This is a genomic window from Yinghuangia aomiensis (genome assembly GCF_039542225.1).
In the GTDB taxonomy this organism is placed as follows: Bacteria; Actinomycetota; Actinomycetes; order Streptomycetales; family Streptomycetaceae; genus Yinghuangia; species Yinghuangia aomiensis.
Genome location: NZ_BAABHS010000020.1, coordinates 1 through 21,405 on the forward strand (window position 1 = coordinate 1; position 21,405 = coordinate 21,405).

Below are 21,405 nucleotides of genomic sequence, written 5' to 3' on the forward strand. Positions count from 1 at the left end.
TCATGGCTCGCCGGCTGCCGCCGCCTGCACCGCCGCTACGAACGCAAGCCCGAACACTTCCTCGCCTTCACCGCCATCGCCTGCACCCTCATTTGCTATCGCAGACTCACCAAATGAGATGACGTCTAAGAAGGTTTCCCAAGTGGGGTCTTGATCGTTGGTTTGCTATGCGGATTGCGACTGAATCGTGCCTGACGACCCGTGGGACATAGTCAGCCCTTTCTGCCGCCTGAGCGGGCGCCTCCGTAAGGCGATGGGATGCGGACACCGACGACGAAGCGAAGGCCTCGCCGCCGTCGTTCGACGAACTTGCTTTGGTGTGTCCCGATTCCGAGACTCCGAACATCCTGCGGCCACGCGCGGTGTTCATCCTCGGGTCTATCGGCTACACCGAGGCAGGCAGCACGTCCGTGGCACAGAGGAGCGTCATGCGGTGCGGTCGGTGACTCGTCGGCAGCCGGTGTCAGGAGCCGTCGGTCAGCACTTCCGCGAGGAGAGCGCGGACGCGCTGCTCGATCTGGTCGCGAATCGAGCGCATCGCTTCGATGCCTTGGCCTCGGGGGTCGTCCACCTGCCAGTCTTGGTAGAGCTTGCCGGGGAAGATGGGACAGGCATCAGCGCAACCGATCGTCACCACAACATCGGAGGCTTGGACCACATCCTCGGTGAGCAACGCGGGTATCTGGTCGGAGATGTCGATGCCGACTTCGTCCATGGCCACGACGGCATCAGGGTTAATCCGGTCACCGGGGTCGGGCCCGGAGGACCAGACGTTGACGCGGCCCCCGCCGAGGCGGCGCATGAAGCCTGCTGCCATCTGCGAGCGGCCGGCGTTGTGGACACAGATGAAGAGCACGGAGGGCCCATAGGGATACAGAGGACGATTCCCCTTCCGTGAAAGGCTTTTTTTGCAGGGCGCCGACCCACACGAGGGCTCATGAGCTGTCGACGACGCCTGCACCCGCGTCCTGTAGAGGTTCCTGCAAACCGAACGGCAATCTGGTTCGGGGGTTCCACCGCAATATGGTGAGCCAGCCGCAGTCGTGGAGATCACCTCGGCGACGTCGAGGGCCCGTGATGAGCGGGCGTATTTGCTCAATCCAGGGTGTCGCAGAAGGCCGCACGGATACATCGCCATGGTTCTACACGGGCCGACTGGCCTTCAACGTCGGGCCGATGAGATGAACGACGCGCATGTCGTGGGCGCCGGGCGATAGACAGCGGTGACATAGCCCTTCTGCGCGCTCGGACTTCAGCGGGTCACAGCGTCCGCGGGTTGGAACAGCTCGATGAGGTTGCCAGACGGGTCTTGCAGCAGTACTTGCTGTCCGCCGGGGCCGCTGATGATCTCGTTGCGAAAGACAACATCGGCCGCCTGGAGCCGCGTGACTTCAGCCGAGATGTCGCTGACGGTGAGGTGGATGCGGTTCCAGCCGCCAGGTGTGGGGGTGACACCGTCGGGCATCGGGCGGGCTGCGGAGCTTGTGGGACCCGCGACAATCAGTCGCAGCGGGCCGCGCCTGACGTCCGCCATGGCAGGGGAGGCATCAAAGGCGACGGTGAAGCCGAGGTGGGTGGTGTAGAAATCGACTGCTGCTCGGACGTCGTCAACGAGGTAGCGGACGCTGGCAAATTCAGTCGTCGTCATCAGATCTCCCGGGTGCGTGTGAGGAGGCGCAGGTACTTGATGCGGGTGTCGAGTTCCGCCGCGAGACGCCGGAATTCCGGGTATGTCGCACGGTCGGTGTCCCCGGTAGCAGACGGATCGGGCAGGCTCCAATGTGTTGTGAATGCTGATCCGTGGTCCCGGGGAATCTCGCGGATCTTGTCGCACAACGTGACGACGTAGTCGAAACGCACCCCTTCGAGCGCGGTCAGCGACTGCGGCTGCCGAGGTCCAAGGTCGATCCCGTAATTCTCATGCAAGACCCGAACCGTGTTCGGATGCAGGCGTCGCGCGGGGTGGCTGCCTGCGCTTGCGGACTGGACACCGCCGATGCGGTGTCGCAGCAGCGCCTCGGCCATCGGGGAACGCGCACTGTTTCCAGTGCACAGGAACAACACCGAGCTGTCGGCCGGCCAGGGAAGGTCGGTGGGCGCCAGAGCAGGATGCAGCGCCGTGGCGGCGTCGCCGAGAGCAGCGGCGCAGCGAGCCAAATCCAGGTGATAGTAGCTGTCACGGCCGTCAAAATTGCTGCGCCGCGCGGCGACCAGCCCTGTCGTGCGCAGCAGGCGCAGGTGGTAGGACACCAGATTCTGCGACTCGTCGACGGCAGCGACCAACTCCCGTACGCGGCGATCACTGATTGCCAGTTCGGCCATCAGCGCCCATCGCAGCGGATGCGCCGCCATACGCATCAGAAGCGGTACAGGCACTCGATCGGTCGTCGCCACACGAAGCAGGGTACATCAATATCGTTTGATGGATGCTTGAGCGCTTCTGCTGTTCGGCGTTGGCCCACGTTGGAGGTCGCGCGCCGATAGCCCGTGCCGCTGGTGGCTGTGCCAGCACAGCGACCAGGGCCGCCAGGCCGACGGCGGCCAACAGGGCGCCTGCATCTCGGGCGAGGCGCGAGGCGCAGCAGGAGGCCTGCAGCGCCCGGGTGAGTCGCGGGGGCGCAGCAACGGGCGCGGGTGCCCCAGCGCCGTGTGCCGGGGCGCAGCCGCAGAGCTGGCGCCCTGCCGAGTGCGCCGAGAGCGCAGCCGCGAAGCGGATGCTCTACCGGTGTGGCCGCGGTACCGGGGTCGGGGGGCGGAGGGCATCGCCACCCTCAACGGACTCAACCCCCGACCTCGACACCGACGACATCACCCTCCACTGGGCCCCGACGACATCACCCGCGCCTGGGAAACCTGACACCCGACAGCAACACTGCGGCTGCAGGCCAGCGGTCTGCGCGGCGCAGCCAGAGCTGTGACCTCGCCGAACGGGTGGGCTCACGCGTTCCCGCGCGGACCGGCAGCATGTTCAGCACTGCGGCCTCTCAACGCCTGGACCCAGGAGTGACGACGTTTGACCGGCCTGGCACGGCGAGCGCGGCGCAGCCGAGTTCGCGTCGGGCACGCACGGTCAAGAATCCCCGCACACACAAGGACCGACTCCCGGAGTTCCTCCGGCGCATCGCGGTACGTCGAGCAATCCCCGCACGCACGGGGCCGACCAATGATCAAACCTGACCGAAAAGGAACCAACCGAGCAATCCCTGCACGCACGGGGCCGACACTTCGTGACCTGGGGATTCACAGCAACACACCGCGGCCGGATCGCCGTCACCGGAGCATTGATCTGGCTGTACCTCTCCGCATACGTGACAGGTGCCCCGGACTCCCAGTGGGCGCCTACGATGCGTCCGAACACGAAACCCGGCTCCGTCGGATAGTGCGCGTTGCGGTCACGGCGCTGACCATGCGGCGGGGTCGGCGCCGAGTCCCGCGTCCACGAGTAGCGTTCCCGAGGCGTCGTATGCGCGGATCCGGACCGGGCCGTTGCCCGGCGAGCCGTAGCCGTGCCCTCCGTTGACGAACCACACGCCGCCGCGCAGCACGGCCCCCCTGACCGTGCCGTCCGGGTCCGTGACGTCCACCCGGACGACCTTCGGCGCGGCGTACCCCCACAGCGTGACCGAGTCGGTCGGCCGATCCGGCCCGACGCCTGCAAGGCGCGGGTCGGGGACCTGGTACTCGCTGTGGCTGATGGGGCTGTCGCTGACGGGGACCTCGCCGTGCGGTCCGATCGCGAGCTGCGGGACCGATGCTGCCTCCGGCCCGTGGCAGCCGATCAGGGAATCGCCCTTGGGTGACACTGCCACCACGAAGGGGTTCAGCCCGCCCTTGCCGTCCGGCTCCCACGCCGTGAACACCATTTTGTACACCCACACCGGCGCGGGCAACGCAACCGGCAGCGATGTCGCTGTGGGCCTCACCGGCTTCGGCATCGGGGTCGGCGGCCCGTCGATCGGCGGGTCCCAACGCACCTCCTTCAGGCACGACGCGAGGGCCTTCGCCGCTATGTCGTCCGGCACCGGATTGCCGACCTGCGCTGTTGGCACTCCGGGACCGGACTGCGCAGGGCTGGCCCCGTCCGCCCACGGCTTGGCCACCAGCACCCCCGCCCCGGCGATGGTCAGTACCGCAGCCACGGCCGCCACCGGGATGACCGGCGACCGCCGCTCGGGCGTCGCCGCCTCGGCCTGTAGCACTGCGAGCAGTTCGCGCCGCCTGCGATCGTGCGCCGGCAGCCGGTCCTCGCTGTACGGGCTCATCGGTCCTTCTCCAATTCCTCCGGCACCAGCGTGCCGAGCCGTCGCCGCGCCCGGTGCATCCGGGCCTTCACTGTCCCGAGCGCGACCCCCAACGCCACCGCGGCCGCCTGCTGGTCCAACCCGCCCCACACGCACAGTTCGACCACCTCGCGCTCGTGCCGCGGCAGCCGGCCCACCGATCGGCGCAACGCCTCGGCACGTCGCTCGGCATCGAGCCGGGCCGCGACCTCGTCGGCATGGTCGGGTATGTCCGGAGGGGCCGGGGCGCGTGCGACCAAGGCGCGGTAGCGCTTGAGCGCGCGTCGGCGGTTCGCCAGCGTGCGGTTCGCGGTGCCCAGCAACCACGGCAGCACACTGTCGCGGTCGATACGCAGCTCGCCCCGCCGCCGCCACGCGGCCAGGAAAACCGCGGAAGTCAAATCCTCGGCCTCGCCGTGGTCACCCATCCGTCGTAGAAGGTGGCCGTAGACCGCCCCCGCGTGCCGGTCGAATACCTCCGCGAACGACGCCCGGTCCCCGACTGCGACCTCGTGCCACAGGGCTTGGTCGGTGAGGTCTTGCCTCTGCTCGGTCATCACGCCCCAAGAGTGTCCGGCCCACCGGTGGGGGTTGCAGAGTCGGCCACCACCGCCGCCCGGGTCTGCGAAATCCCGGCGACAAACACGACGGGTCCACATCGAGGGAAAGGGCGGACCGCAGACAAGATCAAATTCCCCGCGCAGATTCATGCGGGATCCCCAGCACCACGGCGCACGTCGGACCCGAGCCTCGCGCACAGTTGCTCCTCCGGGCGGCGCAGACCCACCGAGCTCAGCGCGTACGGCAGGTCTGCGCTTCGGGCTGAAGGGCACTACCGGCACGACACGTTGCGAATCAGGGCGTCAATTGCTGCAAGTCCCGGTGAGCAGCCCGTCGAAGCCCGTGCTGAACGATGGCGCGCTCGAGGGTGCTCCGTAGCAGTCAGGAGGCTCGGGTTCGCCGGCCGCGGGCGAGGGGCCCGGAAACGCACATTTGTGCACGCAGCGGCAGCAGACCGAGGTGCCACCGGCATAGACGATCACGAGCCGGTCGCGCAGAGCGTGGCGCGCGCGACACGCAATGATGGTGCCATCGGCAGTGGACAACAGGTCGGGGTACTCGATGAGTTGCGCACCGGCCGCCGGGTGAACTCTTCGGGCACGGCCTGCGGATGCCCATGCGCGTCGGCCTGAGGCAAGGTCTCCCCGGAGACCGCGACCGGTCTGCGGTGCCGCATCGCGCGCCGCACCAGGTACGCGGCGTTCGTCTTCCCCGCTCCGGGCTGGCCCATCACGTAGGTGGTGACCGGGACGCCGTGCGCGGTGATGTCGCTCAGGTAGTCCAGGACGATCAGCTCGCGCCAGATCCATTCGAACTCGTCGTTGGACAGCCGGTGGTAGTGCACGTCCGGGGCCGACGTGGTCGGATTGGCAATCCGCCGCACCGGTTCGGCGAGCGCAGCCGCGCGTTTCGCGTCGCGCTGCACGGCCAGGCGCCGGTCCTCGTCCACCACGTCGCGGTGCAGCTGCTGGTCGGAACGCGCCAGCGAGCGGCGGAACACTGCCGTCTCCGGGGCCGACCACCACCGCCGGTGCTCGGCCTCCACCGCAGCTGCCGCGCCGGGCGCGGCCGTCCACCGGCCGGTGTCGTCCAGGTGGTTCGTGTAGAGCACTGTGCCGTCGCGGCGTACGACCGTGACCCGGTCGACCAGGCGCTCGGCGTCAACCACCGCGAGCGTCGCCAGCAGCGCGGCGACGCAGCGGTCGTGGTTCTCCCACGACACCCATCGACCGCCGCCGTCAGTGTCTCCAGCGAGATAGCGGTCGAGCACACCCTGCGCGCTCAGCGCCGGCGACGTCGCGACCACGACCAGGTCGACCCGGTGCCCCGACCGGCGGTAGGCGGTCGACGCGGCCCGCGCCTCGTCGCGGTCCACCAGCACCGTCTCCACGACCACGTCCAGCCGGTGGATGCGGACGTGCTCCTCGACCGCGGCCTGCCAGCGCCGCACGTCCGCGCGGACGCCGACACCGGCAAGGCGAACATCGTCAGCCAGCAATGCTGCGTGGTGCGGGTGATCGGGCTTGTACAGGTCGCTGCACACCCGCACCACCGGGCCCAGCCGCCGCAGACACGCGCAGCGTGCTACCTCTGGTGGCCCTCTGAATTCGAGCTGGGAGCCGGCTTGCCACTGCACCCGAAGTCGTCGTACTCCGCGACCAGGACGACGTGTTCGCAACACGTCATCCAATCTGGGTGTTGGGTCGCTTCGGTCGCTGTGCTGCGTCGTGCATGGCTCTGACCTGCGAACACCGTAACGACTGTTCGCGGACTGGCTAGTCGCTGCAGCTACGACCTACCTGTTGGAGATGCCGAGCAGGGCTGCGCAGCCCAGGAGTCCGGGCCGGGCGCCATTTCGTCTGCCCTGCCCCGCAAAGCTCCAGGCATGTGAGGCCCCGGGCAGTCCCCATCACTTCCCCGTAGCGACTGAAGCGACCCAAGCGACTCAGGCTTTGGGGCTCTCGGGGCGGCCAAGCCCGGAAATGGCCCCGGTTCGTGCTCCGCTGCGGTTCGGTCGCTGTCGTTGAGTCGCTTCGGTCGCTCGGTGTTTGCGCAGGTCAGCGGGTTCTCCCTAGCCGGACAGCGACTGAAGCGACTCAAGTTTGGAATATGAGTGACATTCCCGCGTGCGCCCATGCGCGCGTGCAAGTGATAAGTAGGGGGCTACAGTCGCTTCGGTCGCTGTGGGATCCGGTGCACCGCCTGTGACCTGCGGAAACACCTAGTTACCTACGCCAGCGACTCAACGCTCGTCAGTCGCTCGCCCCGGCCCGGTTTTCTGACCGAGCGTGTCACCGCTTCCGGCCCAGGTGCCTCCGCTAGCCTGTCGGCTACCCAATAGGCATCTTCAGTCGCTTCGGTCGCTCTGGCTGCCCCCAAACGGCCCATGACCAGGTGAGACGAAGTTCGTTGATCAGAGAAGCGAGGTGACCTCGGCCCAGGCGACATAGCGGAGCACCCCGCCGACCCGGCCGGCATCATCACAGAACTCACGAGAAAAAAGCTGAACCCCGAGCAGTGTCAGGCATCGTGCGGTGGCACCCGCACTGGCCCTGGCCCGGGGCACAGCACAAACGAGAAGAGACCTCGTATGCAGCCCACAGTACCGACACGGGCCCGGAACGGGGGAGACCCGCCTCAAGCGTCCCTCCATCGGGCCCTGCGATGCGCCCGCCAGGGCTGGCCTGTGCACCCGCTGGCACCCGGACGGAAGACACCCGCAGCCAACTGTGCGGACTGCCAGGGCTCCAGGCACACGCACGATGGCTGCGCCTGCCTGGCGGAAGGGCGCCCCTGCCACGGCTTCTACGCGGCCACCCTCGACGAAGAGCGGATCCGCCGCTGGTGGGGAAGCAATCCGAACTACGGCGTCGGGGTGGCGTGCGGCCCCGCGGGCTTGGTCGTCATCGACATCGACGCCCACACCACTCGACTCGCGGACCGCGACCGACTCCTCCCCGGTATCGCGATCCCGGACACGATCGACCTGACCGGTCTGGAGAGCGGTTTCCACACCATCGCCGTTCTTGCGGCACTCCATGAGGAGCCGAGCCCCGCCGACGACGACACCACGCTGCGCGTGCGTACCCCGTCCGGTGGACTGCACGTCTGGTACCGCACCCGCCCAGGCCACCGCATGCTCAGTTCCACCGGCGCAGGGAAGAAGCGCGCGCTCGCCTGGCAAGTCGACGTTCGGGGCCTCGGCGGCTACATCGTCACCCCGGGTACCGTCACCGCAGGCGGGACCTACGCCGTCCAAGATGGCGCGAGGGTGCCGCGTCTGCTGCCGACCTGGTTGTCCGCCGAGTTGGAACGCACCGGACACCGCGAACCCCCTGTCGTGGCTAGCACGGCCCCTGTCGCCGTGCCGTCGCGTGCGGCCCAAGCCATCAGCCGAGCCCGCGGCTTGCGGGGAAGCACGACGGGCTCGGCACTCGACCGAACCATCGCCACGGTGCTTGCCGACGTCCACGCCTGCGCTGCGGTGCCGGAAGGCGCATCGTTCTCCGAGAAACTCAACAGGGCCGCTTTCACCATGGGCGGCCTCGTCGCGGCAGGCCGCCTCAGCGTCCAAGCCGCCGAAGACCACCTCACCGCCGCGGCCGAGCACGCCCGCCCCGGGCAGGCCCGCCGCGCGCACGGCATCATCCGCAGCGGTATGGCCGCGGGACACCAGCGCCCGCTGCACACGGGAGGCCACACGTGACCACCGCCGCCGACAGCGGGTTCAACCCCGCCGCCGTCGCTGCCCAACTCACCTTGCCGAGCCCCAGCCAACCGGCCCCCACGGCACCGCAGAACCCGCTGCCGACCCAGCCGGTCCTCGAGGGCCTGGCGACCGAGAACGGGCTGATTCCCGACAGCCTGACGGATCGCGGCAACGCCAAGCTCTTCGTCCGTCTCTACAACGGCGACTTCAAATACGTGCCCGGCTTGGGTTGGTACCTGTGGAACGGCCACCGTTGGCAGCCCGACGACGTCGAGACGGTCGTCTGGAACGCCGGGGAGATGGCCGAACGCATCGCTACTCTCGACCCTGCCGGCAACCACACCCGTGAAGCACTCCGCAAGCACCGCCGCCGAGCGATGTCGACATCCGGTGTCAAGGCCATGCTGATCCAGGCAAAAACCGCCCCTGGCATGGCCATCAGAGCCGACCAGCTCGACGCCAACCCCTACGAACTGTGCACTCCCGGTGGCATCGTCGACCTCCACACCGGTACCGTCGCTGTGGCCGATCCGACCCGGCACCTGCACTCGCGCTCTACCCTGGTCGCGCCCCGGACCATGCCTACCCCGCGCTGGGACCGGTTCCTCACCGACACCTTCGGCGACGACGCCGAGGGCCAGGAGACAATCGGCTTCGTCCACCGCCTGCTCGGCTACTCCATCACCGGCGACGTCGGCGCCCAGGTCCTCGCGTTCCTCTACGGCACAGGCAAGAACGGCAAGTCCGTTCTCCTCGACACCATGATCAAACTGATGGGCGACTACGCCGATGCCGCACCACCGGGCTTCCTCATGGCCAAGAACTTCGAGAGCCACCCCACCGACCTGGCGGAACTCCACGGCCGACGGATCATCGTCTGCTCCGAATTCAACCCCGAGGACCGCTTCGACGAAGCCCGGGTCAAGTCCCTCACCGGCGGCGACAAGCTCAAAGCCCGCCGGATGCGTCAGGACTTCTTCAGCTTCGTCCCCACCCACAAGCTCTGGCTGCTCGGCAACCACCGCCCCGCCGTCACTTCCGGCGGCTTCGCGTTCTGGCGCCGCATCAGGCTGATCCCGTTCGAACGCGTGGTCCCCGACGCACGCAAGGTCGACAACCTCGCCGACGTCCTCGTGCAAGAGGAAGGCGCCGGCATCCTCGCGTGGCTCATCGCCGGCGCCGGCCTCTACCTGGGCGGCGATCGCGACCTCACCGGACCCGAACGCGTCCGATTGGCAACCAGCGCTTACGCTGAAACCGAAGATCACCTCGGCAGGTTCCTGGGCGAACGCTGCAAGCTCGACGCGGACATGCGCGCCGAACAAGCCGCCCTCTTCAACGCCTACCGGGACTGGTGCCAGGCTGACGGGAGCACACCGGTGTCCAACCGCGCCTTCGCCGCGCGCGTGCGCGAAGTCCTGGGCATGGCCTCCGCCAAACAGATGCTGCTGTCCAACCAGCGCAAGTACTACCCCGGCATCGGACTCCTCGACCCCAGCGCGGAGGGACCGGCGTGAGCGCACTCATCGAAGCCCAAGAACTCCAACACGAGACCGACATCGTCTGGCTTGAAGACATCACACCCCTCGACTACGTCCGCCAATCCCTCGACCGCCTCCCGCGTCGCGGCGGCAAACCCGCGTACCACCGCCCCGGACGTCTGGTCGGCTACGCAGTCCTCGGCCCCAGCGCACGGCCTTCCCGCGCCTCAGGCACGTATCTGCGCCGGGTCATCTGGCTCGCCCCTCACGACCGCGACCAAGAACCCGACGGCGTGTACTGCACCGGCACACCCTCGGAAGCAGTCGATCCACGCACCATCCGCCCCGGCGAGCGCGGTACGAAGACCGAGCGGTCCGAAGGAAGCTCGTTGTCGGACGAGAAGCAGGGCGTGTAGAACCGGGCGCACCTGCGGCGTCGCGACGGGTAGGCGCAGCGGAGCGCGGCAGCCATGAGCTCACATAAGTGGGGGACTCGGAGCCGACTACGCCCAAGGGATGCGATGGCGGCGTCCCTTCGCCCCGTCTTGCGGGAGATGCGCCGCTGGGCGGAGCGTCGAACTCCTGGTGCCGCAAGGGCACCTGCCCCTGCTATCAGGTGGTAGCCTCTGGGGTGTGGCAAAGACCCAGGTGAATCTGCGGCTGGAGGAGTCGGCGGCCGAGATGGCGCGGCAGGCCGCGGAAACGCGGAGGGTGCCGGTGAACGAGTATGTGGAGCAGCTGATCAGGTCCGACAACGAACGGCTGCGTGACGCGTTCGTCGCGGCCGCGCAGGAGGTTCTGGACGGCTACGGCGATCTGCTCGACGGCATCGAGGCGAACGCGTGAGCGTGAACGTCGATCTGGCGTGGGTTCTGGAGGTCGCCGAACGCGCCGGCGAGCGTGACCCTGCCCCTGACGACTACGGCGTGCCGGTGGCTGCCGTCGAGCGCAGTCGTGCGGTCATAGCCGGACAGGACGTCTATCAAGGCGAATATGCCAAGGCTGCCGCACTGTGCCACACCCTGGGGCGGCTTCGCTGGCTGGAACGGTCGAACCTGCGTGTGGCCGTCGCGGTGGCACACGGCTACCTCGCGGCCTGCGGAGCACCCGTGAAGCTCACCCAGGTCGGAGTGACCGCGCTGGCAGAGGAACTGACGAATCCGGCGTCCACTGCCGCGTCCGTGGCCGCAGTCCTGAAGACCTGGCGGGTCGAGGGCGGACCCACCACCCATTGAGGCACAGCCGAACGTGCAGCACCTCGAACACGACGTTCGGTCGGTCGCTCCGCCACCACAGGCATACCGCCGCGCTACCAACCGACCTCGGCACGCCGGCACGGTCGTAGCTCCTGGTTCACCAGCCGAGGCCGTGGGCTTGATCGCCAGCAATTGAACGAAACCGTCGCCATCGTCACCGTCGCCTACCCAGCGATCTCGAGCACCCCGCCCTCATGATCTGCTCCCCATACGGCAATTGGAGCCGTGACCAGCTCATCACAGGGGCGACGGCGTTCGAAGCGCACGACAGTCAAGGGAGCGGGCGGATGGTGTTCGGGAAGCGAACCGCGGTGGAACCCCCGCTCGAGCCGATGGCCGGGGACCGTGACGCGCCGTTCGTCATCGGTGTCGTGGCCCGTCCGGCGCGACGCACGCGCAAGGTGCAGAACGGCGCACTCGCCGTGCGGTTTCCCTGCCCTCGCGGCGCCGCAGGGTTTTTCGCGCCTGCCGCGTACATCGGCCGGCCCAACTCGGACATCCCCTCCTACCTGCTGCACGACGCCCGTGACCCGAACGTGCTCGTGTGCGCAGTCGCCCCCAACCCTGTGGACGACGCGCGCTATCGCGTGACCGACGCCCACCACCACCGCGAGCTCGGCCACCCGGACATCGTGGCGCGCTACGCATGGGCGAAAGGCACCTCCAAGGAGGTCGCCTCGCGTGGTGTCGCGGGCGTGGGACGACTCGTCGGCGACCTCGTCGAGTCCGCCATCTTCGGCCCCGACGACGCAGCACCCGGCAAGCAGTACATGGCGACCTGGCACGCCGACGACGAAGTCGTCATGACATCCGGCTACCTCGAAAGCGTCAGGACCTATCGTCCCGCCGCACCCTGGTTCGACCGCCGCCTCGCCTTCGCACTCGCCGTGATAAGACACGGCTGAAGGACGCCTCCGACTGACCCGAGCGGACCACTTCCCGACGGATCGAGTCCGGGCCGGGCCTGCCGTCGCCACGCACCGACCGCTGAGGGCCCGAACCGCGCGCCTCACCCCTCTGAGCCCAAGGGGTGAGGCGTTCGCCGCCGCACGCGAACGACGCCGAGCTCCTGGACGGCCCCGGCGCGGCGCTCGCCGACCAGATGACCAACCCGGTCGACGTTTCCGATCGCAGCACCGTGTCGCCAGGGAAGTCTCGAACGCGAACTGATGGGCGAGGGCGGCGTTCAAAAAGCGCAAGGATTCCAAGTCGCGCCCGGCAAGCGGCTAGATTCCGAGCGCGGTGTCTCTGATGGACTGGCTGCAGCCAACGGCCTACGTCACCCACCATGCACATCCGCCCGGTAGACCGTCGTTTTCCATCAACGAACGGACGACACCAATGAGCAAACTTCGAACGCGATTGAGCACTACGGCAGCTGCGGCCGTGGCCGTCTGCGGCGTGGCGACGATCGTGGCAGCTCCCGCACAAGCCGCAGGCCGCATGGTGTACAAGGTCAGTAACGGCAACGGGGCGTACGGCGAGTTCAGGAGTTACGGCGAGGTCGTCTGCGCCACAGACACCAAGGCCGACGGGCATGGTGCCATGACGATCGTCGCGGCCCTGCAAGGCGGCAGTTACCGAGTCTGGTTCACCGTCTACGAGGGGGCAGGTGCGGGACATACGCTCTGCAAAGACGGCGGTGACCTGGCGGAGGGCACCAAGATTATGGTTTCCACATGCCTCCAGGACGGGTCCCCAGGCCGGGACCCCCGGTCCGGGTTCGCTTGCAGTGCTTGGAAGTACGGAACCGCCTGAGCAGGCTTTGCCCGGGTTGGGTTGGACGGCGTGGTCAGCGTGCCCATGTGGGATGGAAGACCATGTGGATCTGTCGCCAGTCGTCTGGGAGCTCGTCCCGGTCGTACAGGTTGCTGCAGTGGTGGTAGTTGCAGCCCCAGGGGTAGTAGAGGTGCCCGTACCTGGCAGCCAGTGGTGGTCCGTCCGCGGTGAGCGCGAACACGTGACGCGCGGCCTCGCGGAAGGCATGGCGTGCGCCGGTCAGGAACAGCGTCTCGGCGTGCACGTGTTGGCGGAGCGTGTGCCGATCCCCTGATGGTGGGTGGTCACGGGCGATGTCCTTGGTCAGATCGCTCCCTGGCACACTCGCCGTGCGCAGTTCGCGTGGGGCGTTGCCTGCCGTGATCCGGGTGCGCAGCGGCTTCCAGTGGGCCGGTCGGAACTGCTGGGCGCGGGGGACCAGCACCAGGTCGAGCGGCTGCTCGTCAGGTGGTCCGATGCCCGGGACGTCGGGATTCGACCGCAACGGCAGGTAGACCAGTGATCGGGGCGAACGGGCCGCGAGCATGAGCAGCGTGCCCAACTGTCGGCCGTCCGGCCGGTCCACGCACAGCCCGTAGTGGTCGCCCGTGGCGGAGTAGAGGGCGACGTTCTTCGCACGGACGGGGCGGATCACCCGGTATTCGTCGTTCCCCAACCGCACCCGTTGGATCAGCACTTTCACCCGGAGTCCCTCTGGCCGCAAAGCCGCCCGCGACGCCGCCATGACTTCCTCCCATCCGGATGCCGTGCCTGTCGCGATCATTCTCCCCACGCAAACGGCGTACGTACGAAGGCCTTTCGGTAAGCGGGTGCGGCCGATACGGGCGATGCCGTCGTCGGCACTAGCGCTCAGATGCAGCGTGGCTCACGTTCCGGATGCCGTCGGCGATCTTGGGAGCGTCGTCGTGACAACGGCGCTCGGATACCGCCCGACGGGTCAGGACCCCAGTTCCGTCGCTCCGATCGTTGTGCCCGTTCGTGAGGTCACGGGGGAGGCAGACAGCACGCCTCTGTCCGGATGAATGGGTTAGGCCGATGGCGCGGCGGCGTCAAGGTGTGATTGATCAACGGTCATGTTGGGAGACCGGATTGGGTCTGTCGCGTGCCGAACTGTTCGAACGGATCAGGCGGGACCGTCGGGTTCACCCGGCGGTGTCGATCCGGACGTTGTGCCGCAGGTGCAGGGTCCACCGACTACCGGACGTTGAGGCAGGCGTTGGCGTCCGCGGCGCCGATGCCGCCCGCGACGTCCTGTGGAGGCTCCGGCTCACCGACCCGGGCATGGTCGTTGCCTGGGCTACCAGACTCGGCATCACCCTCAAGACCGTCCCGCGGCCGCGGAACCAAAAGGGTTCATCTGCTTGATGGTGGGTGTGCCATCGGATGTCGTTCGCCGCGGGTTACCGCCGGCAGCGAGCACCGGCCTTCCGCGTCCTCGGTCAGCGCCTGACTGCAAACGCGGGCGGCAACGGCACACGCCCTGGCCGGGCGGCCCCTTGCCCCAGCAGGATGAAACGGTCTTCAGGCGTGGGTGCAGTCCCTCCGTGTATGACATAATCGGAATCGGAATCCGGTTCCGGATCGATCCAGGCGGAGGAGCTCGCAACGTGTCAACGCCATCGACACCCGCCGGCCGCAAGCCGCGCGCCGACGCCGAGCGCAACCGTTCCCGAGTGCTGGCTGCAGCGCGGGCCTTGTTCCAGGAGCGCGGCGACGAGGTCCAGATGCCAGAGGTGGCACGGGCCGCCGGGGTCGGCACCGGCACCGTGTACCGGCATTTCCCGACCCGACAAGCCCTCGTGGAAGCCGCAGCGGAACTCCGGTTCGCGGAGATTCTCCAGTTCGCGCGCACCGACTGCTTGCGCGACCCCGAGTCGGGCCAGGGATTGGCCCGGTACCTACGCCACGTTGGTCAGATACTGGCCGACGATCAAGGGCTGTCCGCTTCCGTCGCAGCGACGGTGGGATCTTCGGCACCCCGAGGGGAGATCCTCGCCCAGCTCGAACTAGCGGTCGGAGAATTGATCGACCAGGGACGGTCGGCCCGAACCCTTCGGGAAGACCTCGCCGTCTCGGACGTCTACATGCTCGTCGGCGCCCTGTCCGCAATCATCCGCACCGGGAGCGGCGACTGGCGCCGGTTCATCGACCTAGCATTCGACGGCCTGCGTCCGCGCACAGGCAACTGACCCGATGTGGCCCAGTGTCCGGAAACGACGCTGTTCATCAACGTGCCCATCGGCGCCTTCGTGTCGATGACCGCCACTCGGGTCTTCCGCAAGTCCGTCCCGCTGGCGGCCACCTCGGCCTACCTGGTGCGCTGTCCGTCACGGTCGGCATATCGCTGATCGTCTACGGCCTGATCAACGCGGCCTTGCACTCGTGGGGCAGCACCGCCACCGTGGTTCCCCCGGATGGCGGGTGCGCCCTGCCGGCCGCGTTCCTGATGATCCCGGCCCGCTCGGCGTCCCCGCTGATGCCGTTGCGGATCTTCCACAACGCCAACCGATCCGGCTGCTTCGGGATCATGTTCGTGACCGGCATCTGGCTGGCCGTGCTGTTCTACTTCTCACCCTGTTCATCCAGATCGTGCTGCGCTTCAGTTCGCTCAAGCCCGGCTTCGCCCGCCCGGCGTTCGCCGTCGGCGCGGCGGGATTCGCTGCGCTCGACTGTCGGCACCCTGCTCTCGGCCGACGACATGTTCCGGCTGTCGGCCATCGACGCCGACAGCGGCTATGCCGGCTCGTTCGCGATCTGAACCACCCACTACGGGACGTGAATTACCCCCTAGGAGGCACTGATGGGCACCGCGACCCAGTACGACCCGAGCTCGACGAAGATCAACTTTCTGATGATGTACGCCGCGCACGACGCACTCCGCCGCGACCTGTCACGGCTGATCTCCGCCGCAGATATCCGAGTCGGCGACCTCGCGGCCTTCCACGCCGGCTGGAGGGTCTTCGAGCGCTACCTGACTATCCACCACTCCGCCGAGGACAAGTTGCTGTGGCCGCCGATGCGCGCCAGGGTGGCCGGAGACGCGAAACGCATCGCGCTGCTCGACGCTATGGAGGCCGAGCATGCGGTGCTCGACCCGCTGATGGCCTCGGTCGACCGGCAGCTCGACTCGGGAGATATCTCAAGCCTGCGCGCGACCATGGAGGAACTAGGCTCGGGTGTCACCGCCCACCTCGAGCACGAGGAGCGCGAGGGACTGCCGCTGGTCGACGCAGTGCTTACTCAGAAGGATTGGGAGGCGTTCGGCAACGAGCAGCGCAAAGCTGTCGGCCTCAAGGGCGGCGCGCACTTCTTCCCCTGGCTGTTGGAGGGAGCAACACCTCAGGTGGAGCAGCGGGTGCTGGCCATCGTCCCGCCGCCGGTGCGGTTCCTTTACCGCAAGCAGTGGCGACCCAAGTACCTGAAGAATTCCCCGTGGGGGCGCACCGCACGCAACTGAGGCCCCAGCTCGGGCTCCGGGGCCGTCGACCCGGGGCCCGGCATGCGACCCACGCGTTCACACTGGCGACGATGGGGGCGGTGCCCACGTCGACGCAAGCGGGCCTGCCATGGGGCCGGACCCGCGGGCGACGCGTAGCAAGGCCGCGGCGCTGGCCGCCGCGGCGAGGAACGACCGGTCGAGGCTGCAATTTCCGAGTGTTCCCGCGGCCGTGTCCTTCTCCACGGGGCACCGATGCGCAATCCGGCCAGCGCTCGCGTGCTGCGCATCCCTAGCCACCATGGTCTACTGCGAATCAGATGTGTTTGCTGCCGATAGCTTCCCGGATAACGCTTCCTTCCCCCCAGTTGCATCGCTCACCCGCGAAGTCAACGTCGGGCGCCGTGCGTTGCCGCCGACGGTCCTGCATGGCACCGCCCCCAGTTTGGCGACGACACAGATCTACCGAAAGCCAAGTAAACGGGACGTCATGGAGAACCTGCTCGCGCACTACGCCACCCGCGACCACGACGGCGAGATAGAAGGGGCTGAAGATCAGTCTCGTCGGCGCCTTGGCCAAGCTCGCGCAGCTCGACCAGGGATCCACCGTCCACCTCGGCATGCCCAACCTCAACCGCGTCGTCAGCAGGACGGTGGCAACGCCCCGCCCACCCGAGACGAGGGCACTGGTTGAATGCATGTCGGGACCCAAGCCGACGAGTTCGGCCGCTGAAGCGCTTGCGCTCCGGGTGTACGCCAGACGCTGTCGGGCGGCATGGGTACCCTCACCCGCATGTCTGATGACAGTCTTGGCCTGTCCCCGGGTCCTGCCCTGCGGGCGACGCTGCTCACCGAGGCGGCAATACCACTTTGCGACCTGGTACGGCCGCTCGCGAATGGCTATTGGGCGGCTCCGAGTCCTCGTGAAGTCCTGCTTTTGGACCCAGAGTTGCAGGTTGTCTCCCGTTTTCCGATTCCTGAGGAACTGACGTATCGACCTTCCGATTCGGACGAGGCTATCCGGGTCGATGTCAGTCCCGACCACAAGTGGGTGGTTCTCGCGGGCACCGACTGCATGATGGTGGTCGACCCGACGGGACATGTGGCCTGGCGGACCACGTACGCCCCGTTCCGCGACGCTGGCGGCGACCCGGTACCGGCTTGCGCGGTGTTCAGCCCCGACAGCTCCGAGCTGTGGGCGTTCGTCCCGACTCTCGGGCCATCCTCCGACGATGACTGGGTGGACGACGCCGAGCGATGGGTGGTCGAGACCTCAGACTGGCATGTCACCGCCATGGCCGAAACCCGCTACCGCGGGATCACGGACATCACCGTCCATCCCGACAGGCAGCAGCTGGGATTCGCCTACTTCAACGGACACGAACCCGACGGCACCTGGACCACCTGGCACGACAACGCCGAAGGCGCGCCCACCCAAGGCGGCTGGTTCCCGCTGGACATATCCGCCGACGGTCACCGCTGGCTCGGCGGCACCTGGCACGACATCGTCGTCGGCGACTTCACTGGCACCACAATCCGGCTGAACGAGGACGGACACTGGGACGACTGGGAATTCACCCCTGGCGCCTGCTTCGTGTCCCCGGTCCACGTCCTCGTCGCCGGGCGCCACGACAACAAGAAGTACCGGCATCTGGTGTTCAGTACCGACACCTTGGAACCTATGGGCTATATCGCCTATCCCATGCCGTTCCCGGACGAACACGACACCGAGTCCGCGCGCAGTCACAGCGACGGCACCTGGCTCACCATGCATATCCCCGGATACGCACGCCCAGACGAGGGGCGAATCCGTCGCTGGGCGCTCGCGGGGACCACTGACGTCTGAACCCTGTTCTGGAAGGAGTTGCGAAGTCCGGCAGGTGCCGAACTCGTCCCGACGCCGCTATGCCGTTTCAGCGTATCTGACCACTCGCGGGCGGCAAGACGCTGCGGGTCGCCGGGGATAAGGCCGGTTTGACAAACCTTCGAACACGTACGTAAGACCGCAGAAAATCGGGCTATTCAAGAGAAAGCCAGGCGTGACAGCGGGCTGCCCAGACCTGGAGGTGTGCCTGTTCTCGCATCTCGCTGCGGAGTTGCGCAGCAGTGATGTCGTGGTGGTCGGGTCAGACTCGTACGCGAACCTGCATAGCAGCTGATGGGCTGGGAGACGTGTGCGCCGGATGTGGCCTTTTAGTGGGGCCGGCGGCCTGCACCGGTGCAGTCTGCGCCGTCGGGCCGGGTCCTCACCGGCGCGGCCCCCTGGCGGGGTAGGGGGCACACACCCTCCAGGGTCGCAGGGGAGCGCGCGGTCGCGGGGACGGGGCCCGCCACACCGCGGAACAACGATTGGCGGTGAGGCCGCCCATGTCGCGCGCCAACCCGATGCCGGCGCACACGTGGATCATCCGTCGACGACCGGCGGCCCGCGCGAGGTCAAAGCGTTCGGCCCCCACGGGAATCTCGGGGGCGGTACGGGGCGGCCAGGCCGCCGACGCAGCGGGCCGGCTAGGCCCGTGTCGGAGAGCCGGAACACATCGCAGCGAACGTCGCCGCCTCATGACACCTCGTGCGGCCATACCCAAGTGGTAGGGCTTTGGACATGTCCGCCCTAGCCGTACACAGGCTCCTGTTGTGGAAGTCTGAAGTTTCCCCGACCGGGGTGCAGGGCTGGCGTGGGAGGGTTTTGTGACGCTTGAGCGGAAGATATCCCGGGCGGCGTATGAGATGGCTGATGACGCGCGGAGGTTCCGTGAGGATCTAGCGAGGCACCCGGAGCCAGCGTGGGAAGAATATGACACCACCGAGAAGATCGCGGCCAAACTGGCCATGGTCGGCTTCCGGCCTGTGATCGCGCGCAGTGGATTGGGTGTCGTGGCGGAGGTCGGCCCGCGGGATCGGCCGGTGGTGGTGCTGCGCAGCGACATTGACGCCCTACGCGTCGAAGACGCACGAAATGTACCGTATCGCTCGCAGAACCCGGGCGTTCACCACGGCTGCGGCCACGATGTGACGACCTCGGGCCTAGTGCACGCCGCCGAAATTCTCAGCGACATCGACAAGAGTGAAGGCCTGCCCAACCGGGTGCGATTGGTGTTCCAGCCGGCCGAGGAGCCCGGCGAGGGCGCAATGCGGATGATTCGCGAGGACGGTGTCCTGGACAACGCTGTTGCTGCATTCGGCATGCACTCGTGGCCGAGGATCCACGTGGGCGGGTTTGGCGTGGTCCAGGGACTGATCCAGAACAGCCACCACGCCGTGGACCTGCATTTGCGCGGCCCTGGCGGGCACGCGTCCCGGCCAACCCCGCACACGGACCTCACCCGAGTGGGCAACAAGTTCAGCCTTGCGCTGCAAGAGGGCATGGAGAAACTCGCCCAAGGGAAGGGGCCCGAGGCACAGCCGATCTTCGTCTTCCCTATGCAGCGCGGCAGCGAGGCACGCAATGCCCTACCGACAGAGGCCTATTACGGCGGATCCATCCGCTTCGGCGACCTGGAGGCCTACCGGAACGCCCCGGAACAACTCCGCCACCTCGCGGACGACTTCGCGGAACGCACGGGCTTTGTGAACTACGAGCTAAACATCACGCACGCGGTTCCCCCAGTCGTCAACACCTGCGCCGACAAAGTCGCTGAGGCGTTGGCCGCGGGTCGCGGCCCCACGTGGTGGTCCGTGACTTCGCGCGGCCGACGGGCGGTGACGACGTCGCGTTCCTGTTCACCGGAATCGACGACATCCCCGGTGTCCCGTACACCCACTACACCCAGCTTGGCATCGTCCCGGAGGGGCGCCCACCTTGGGGCCCCGGCAAAAACTCGGACCTCCACACGCCCGAGTTCGACGTCGACCCGGCGTCACCCGGCCACGCGGTGTACCACTACGCCGTGATGGGCGCCACACGCTTCGATCCCCCGAGCGCCCGACGCACTGGAAGGGAACTCGGCCTGGGATAACGCTGGACACCTCCGGTATCCCAGGTTCGGTACGGCCTCTCGGCACCCACGGTCCGGGCGTGAGCAGCACTCGCACTAAGACCGTGTCCTACGTGGTCTGTTGGTTGTTGGGGCGGCATGGGGAGTTCGGGGGCGGGGCTGGATTGTTCCTGATGACCTGTGGGACATAGTGCGACAGTTGCTGCCGTAGGATCGTGCGCGTCCACAGGGCGGTGGGACGCGGAACATCGACGACGAGGCGGTGTGCGCGGCGAACGTCTACGTGTTGACGGCAGGGTGTTCGTGGCGGCATCTTCCGCCGTGTTTCGGGGCGTCGAAGTCGACGGTGCACCGGCGCTTCACGATCTGGTCCGATGCGGGGCTGTGGGGTCGGCTGCACCGCAGGCTGCGTGAGCTCCTGGCGGACAGCGGGCTGGTGGACTTGTCCCGGGTCCTGGTCGACACCGCGCACGTCCGCGTGGGGCGAACTCACCCGTCCGAGCCTCGTCGACCGGGCCAAGCCCGGTTCCAAGCTGCACGTCCTGTCCGACCGCGCTGGGCTGCCGCTCGTCGTCGGGTTTTCCGCGGCGAACTGCCATGACTGTAACGGCCTGAAGCCGCTCGTCGAAGCGCTCATGGCCTGCCGCAAATACGCGAGGATCGTCGAACCGCCTGTTCCTCTGCTGACGCTCGCCAGGATCGGCGGACCGGGTCGAGTCCGTGGACGAGCAAATCTTCCTCCTCCGGCGCGTTCGCGACCGCCTGCGCCGAGATGGAACGGTTCGCGCCCGCATTGCCTGAAGAGAAGCTGCTGAACCTGGCCTATAGCGGCTTATGCTCAGCGGGAGGCCACCAATGCCGCCCATGCCCGCCGACCCCGCCCGGAGCACCGGCACCGCAAGCCGATGCTCAGACGCCGCCACCTGGCCCCGCACATGTCGCGTTCCAGGGATACGAACCGATCACCA

19 protein-coding genes and 2 pseudogenes are annotated in these 21,405 nt (G+C 67.6%); 14 read left to right on the forward strand and 7 right to left on the reverse strand.

Going from position 1 to position 21,405, the window contains the following annotated elements; genetic code table 11:
* Positions 1 to 117, forward strand: a pseudogene (locus ABEA93_RS25875) (IS5/IS1182 family transposase); the annotation flags it as partial.
* A 346-nt stretch (positions 118 to 463) separates the two neighbouring features.
* Here ABEA93_RS25875 and ABEA93_RS25880 read toward each other — a convergent pair.
* The 6 genes from ABEA93_RS25880 to ABEA93_RS25905 form a co-directional block, all read right to left on the reverse strand.
* Entirely contained in the window at positions 464 to 856 is a 393-nt protein-coding gene (locus ABEA93_RS25880; RefSeq protein WP_345678178.1) for an arsenate reductase ArsC, read from the reverse strand.
* 396 nt (positions 857 to 1,252) lie between these two features.
* Positions 1,253 to 1,648, reverse strand: a complete 396-nt coding sequence (locus ABEA93_RS25885) for a VOC family protein (protein ID WP_345678179.1) — start codon at positions 1,646 to 1,648, stop codon at positions 1,253 to 1,255.
* Entirely contained in the window at positions 1,648 to 2,394 is a 747-nt protein-coding gene (locus ABEA93_RS25890) for an arsenate reductase/protein-tyrosine-phosphatase family protein (protein ID WP_345678180.1), read from the reverse strand. Before ABEA93_RS25890 ends, ABEA93_RS25885 begins: the two co-directional genes overlap by 1 nt.
* Before the next feature lie 998 nt (positions 2,395 to 3,392).
* A complete protein-coding gene (locus ABEA93_RS25895) occupies positions 3,393 to 4,262 on the reverse strand; it encodes a hypothetical protein (RefSeq protein ID WP_345678181.1) in 870 nt (289 codons plus the stop codon).
* Positions 4,259 to 4,837: an RNA polymerase sigma factor gene (locus ABEA93_RS25900; RefSeq protein WP_345678182.1), complete on the reverse strand. Its 579-nt coding sequence runs from the start codon at positions 4,835 to 4,837 to the stop codon at positions 4,259 to 4,261. The genes ABEA93_RS25895 and ABEA93_RS25900 overlap by 4 nt, the downstream gene beginning before the upstream one ends.
* A 482-nt stretch (positions 4,838 to 5,319) precedes the next feature.
* Positions 5,320 to 6,522 (reverse strand): zeta toxin family protein, encoded by a 1,203-nt coding sequence (locus ABEA93_RS25905; RefSeq protein WP_345678183.1) that lies wholly within the window; start codon positions 6,520 to 6,522, stop codon positions 5,320 to 5,322.
* Between the two features lie 909 nt (positions 6,523 to 7,431).
* On the opposite strand from ABEA93_RS25905, the gene ABEA93_RS25910 reads away from it, so the two are divergent.
* From ABEA93_RS25910 to ABEA93_RS25940, 7 genes are all read left to right on the forward strand, one after another.
* Positions 7,432 to 8,547: a bifunctional DNA primase/polymerase gene (locus tag ABEA93_RS25910; protein WP_345678184.1), complete on the forward strand. Its 1,116-nt coding sequence runs from the start codon at positions 7,432 to 7,434 to the stop codon at positions 8,545 to 8,547.
* Positions 8,544 to 10,067 carry a DNA primase family protein gene (locus ABEA93_RS25915; protein ID WP_345678185.1) on the forward strand — a complete coding sequence of 508 codons (1,524 nt, stop codon included), beginning with the start codon at positions 8,544 to 8,546 and terminating at the stop codon, positions 10,065 to 10,067. Before ABEA93_RS25910 ends, ABEA93_RS25915 begins: the two co-directional genes overlap by 4 nt.
* A complete protein-coding gene (locus tag ABEA93_RS25920) occupies positions 10,064 to 10,447 on the forward strand; it encodes a DUF6009 family protein (RefSeq protein ID WP_345678186.1) in 384 nt (127 codons plus the stop codon). The genes ABEA93_RS25915 and ABEA93_RS25920 overlap by 4 nt, the downstream gene beginning before the upstream one ends.
* 217 nt (positions 10,448 to 10,664) lie before the next feature.
* Entirely contained in the window at positions 10,665 to 10,877 is a 213-nt protein-coding gene (locus ABEA93_RS25925) for a hypothetical protein (protein WP_345678187.1), read from the forward strand.
* Positions 10,874 to 11,266 carry a fic family toxin-antitoxin system, toxin component gene (locus ABEA93_RS25930; protein ID WP_345678188.1) on the forward strand — a complete coding sequence of 131 codons (393 nt, stop codon included), beginning with the start codon at positions 10,874 to 10,876 and terminating at the stop codon, positions 11,264 to 11,266. Before ABEA93_RS25925 ends, ABEA93_RS25930 begins: the two co-directional genes overlap by 4 nt.
* Before the next feature lie 353 nt (positions 11,267 to 11,619).
* Entirely contained in the window at positions 11,620 to 12,192 is a 573-nt protein-coding gene (locus ABEA93_RS25935) for a hypothetical protein (protein WP_345678189.1), read from the forward strand.
* 346 nt (positions 12,193 to 12,538) lie between these two features.
* On the forward strand, positions 12,539 to 13,045 hold the full coding sequence (locus ABEA93_RS25940; RefSeq protein ID WP_345678190.1) for a hypothetical protein: 507 nt from the start codon (positions 12,539 to 12,541) through the stop codon (positions 13,043 to 13,045).
* A gap of 34 nt (positions 13,046 to 13,079) precedes the next feature.
* Here ABEA93_RS25940 and ABEA93_RS25945 read toward each other — a convergent pair whose 3' ends face one another.
* Positions 13,080 to 13,748 (reverse strand): hypothetical protein, encoded by a 669-nt coding sequence (locus tag ABEA93_RS25945; RefSeq protein ID WP_345678191.1) that lies wholly within the window; start codon positions 13,746 to 13,748, stop codon positions 13,080 to 13,082.
* Between the two features lie 862 nt (positions 13,749 to 14,610).
* Here ABEA93_RS25945 and ABEA93_RS25950 point away from each other — a divergent pair.
* The 6 genes and pseudogenes from ABEA93_RS25950 to ABEA93_RS25975 form a co-directional block, all read left to right on the forward strand.
* Positions 14,611 to 15,255 carry a TetR/AcrR family transcriptional regulator gene (locus tag ABEA93_RS25950; RefSeq protein WP_345678192.1) on the forward strand — a complete coding sequence of 215 codons (645 nt, stop codon included), beginning with the start codon at positions 14,611 to 14,613 and terminating at the stop codon, positions 15,253 to 15,255.
* 14 nt (positions 15,256 to 15,269) lie between these two features.
* Entirely contained in the window at positions 15,270 to 15,824 is a 555-nt protein-coding gene (locus ABEA93_RS25955) for a hypothetical protein (protein ID WP_345678193.1), read from the forward strand.
* Positions 15,825 to 15,866: 42 nt separating this feature from the next.
* A complete protein-coding gene (locus ABEA93_RS25960; RefSeq protein WP_345678194.1) occupies positions 15,867 to 16,523 on the forward strand; it encodes a hemerythrin domain-containing protein in 657 nt (218 codons plus the stop codon).
* 772 nt (positions 16,524 to 17,295) lie between these two features.
* Positions 17,296 to 18,348 carry a hypothetical protein gene (locus tag ABEA93_RS25965; RefSeq protein ID WP_345678195.1) on the forward strand — a complete coding sequence of 351 codons (1,053 nt, stop codon included), beginning with the start codon at positions 17,296 to 17,298 and terminating at the stop codon, positions 18,346 to 18,348.
* Positions 18,349 to 19,190: 842 nt separating this feature from the next.
* Complete coding sequence (locus ABEA93_RS25970) at positions 19,191 to 20,393, forward strand: M20 metallopeptidase family protein (protein ID WP_345678196.1); 1,203 nt, start codon at positions 19,191 to 19,193, stop codon at positions 20,391 to 20,393.
* A 165-nt stretch (positions 20,394 to 20,558) separates the two neighbouring features.
* Positions 20,559 to 21,063: pseudogene (locus ABEA93_RS25975) on the forward strand (IS5 family transposase); the annotation flags it as partial.
* Positions 21,064 to 21,405 lie beyond the last annotated feature (342 nt).

Bases quoted from the DNA above. Each gene is read 5' to 3' on its own strand.
- ABEA93_RS25935 (WP_345678189.1), top strand. From the start codon at position 11,620: ATGGCCGGGGACCGTGACGCGCCGTTCGTCATCGGTGTCGTGGCCCGT.
- ABEA93_RS25910 (WP_345678184.1), top strand. From the start codon at position 7,432: ATGCAGCCCACAGTACCGACACGGGCCCGGAACGGGGGAGACCCGCCT.
- ABEA93_RS25940 (WP_345678190.1), top strand. From the start codon at position 12,539: ATGGACTGGCTGCAGCCAACGGCCTACGTCACCCACCATGCACATCCG.
- ABEA93_RS25960 (WP_345678194.1), top strand. From the start codon at position 15,867: ATGGGCACCGCGACCCAGTACGACCCGAGCTCGACGAAGATCAACTTT.
- ABEA93_RS25965 (WP_345678195.1), top strand. From the start codon at position 17,296: ATGTCTGATGACAGTCTTGGCCTGTCCCCGGGTCCTGCCCTGCGGGCG.
- ABEA93_RS25900 (WP_345678182.1), bottom strand. From the start codon at position 4,837: ATGACCGAGCAGAGGCAAGACCTCACCGACCAAGCCCTGTGGCACGAG.
- ABEA93_RS25885 (WP_345678179.1), bottom strand. From the start codon at position 1,648: ATGACGACGACTGAATTTGCCAGCGTCCGCTACCTCGTTGACGACGTC.
- ABEA93_RS25895 (WP_345678181.1), bottom strand. From the start codon at position 4,262: ATGAGCCCGTACAGCGAGGACCGGCTGCCGGCGCACGATCGCAGGCGG.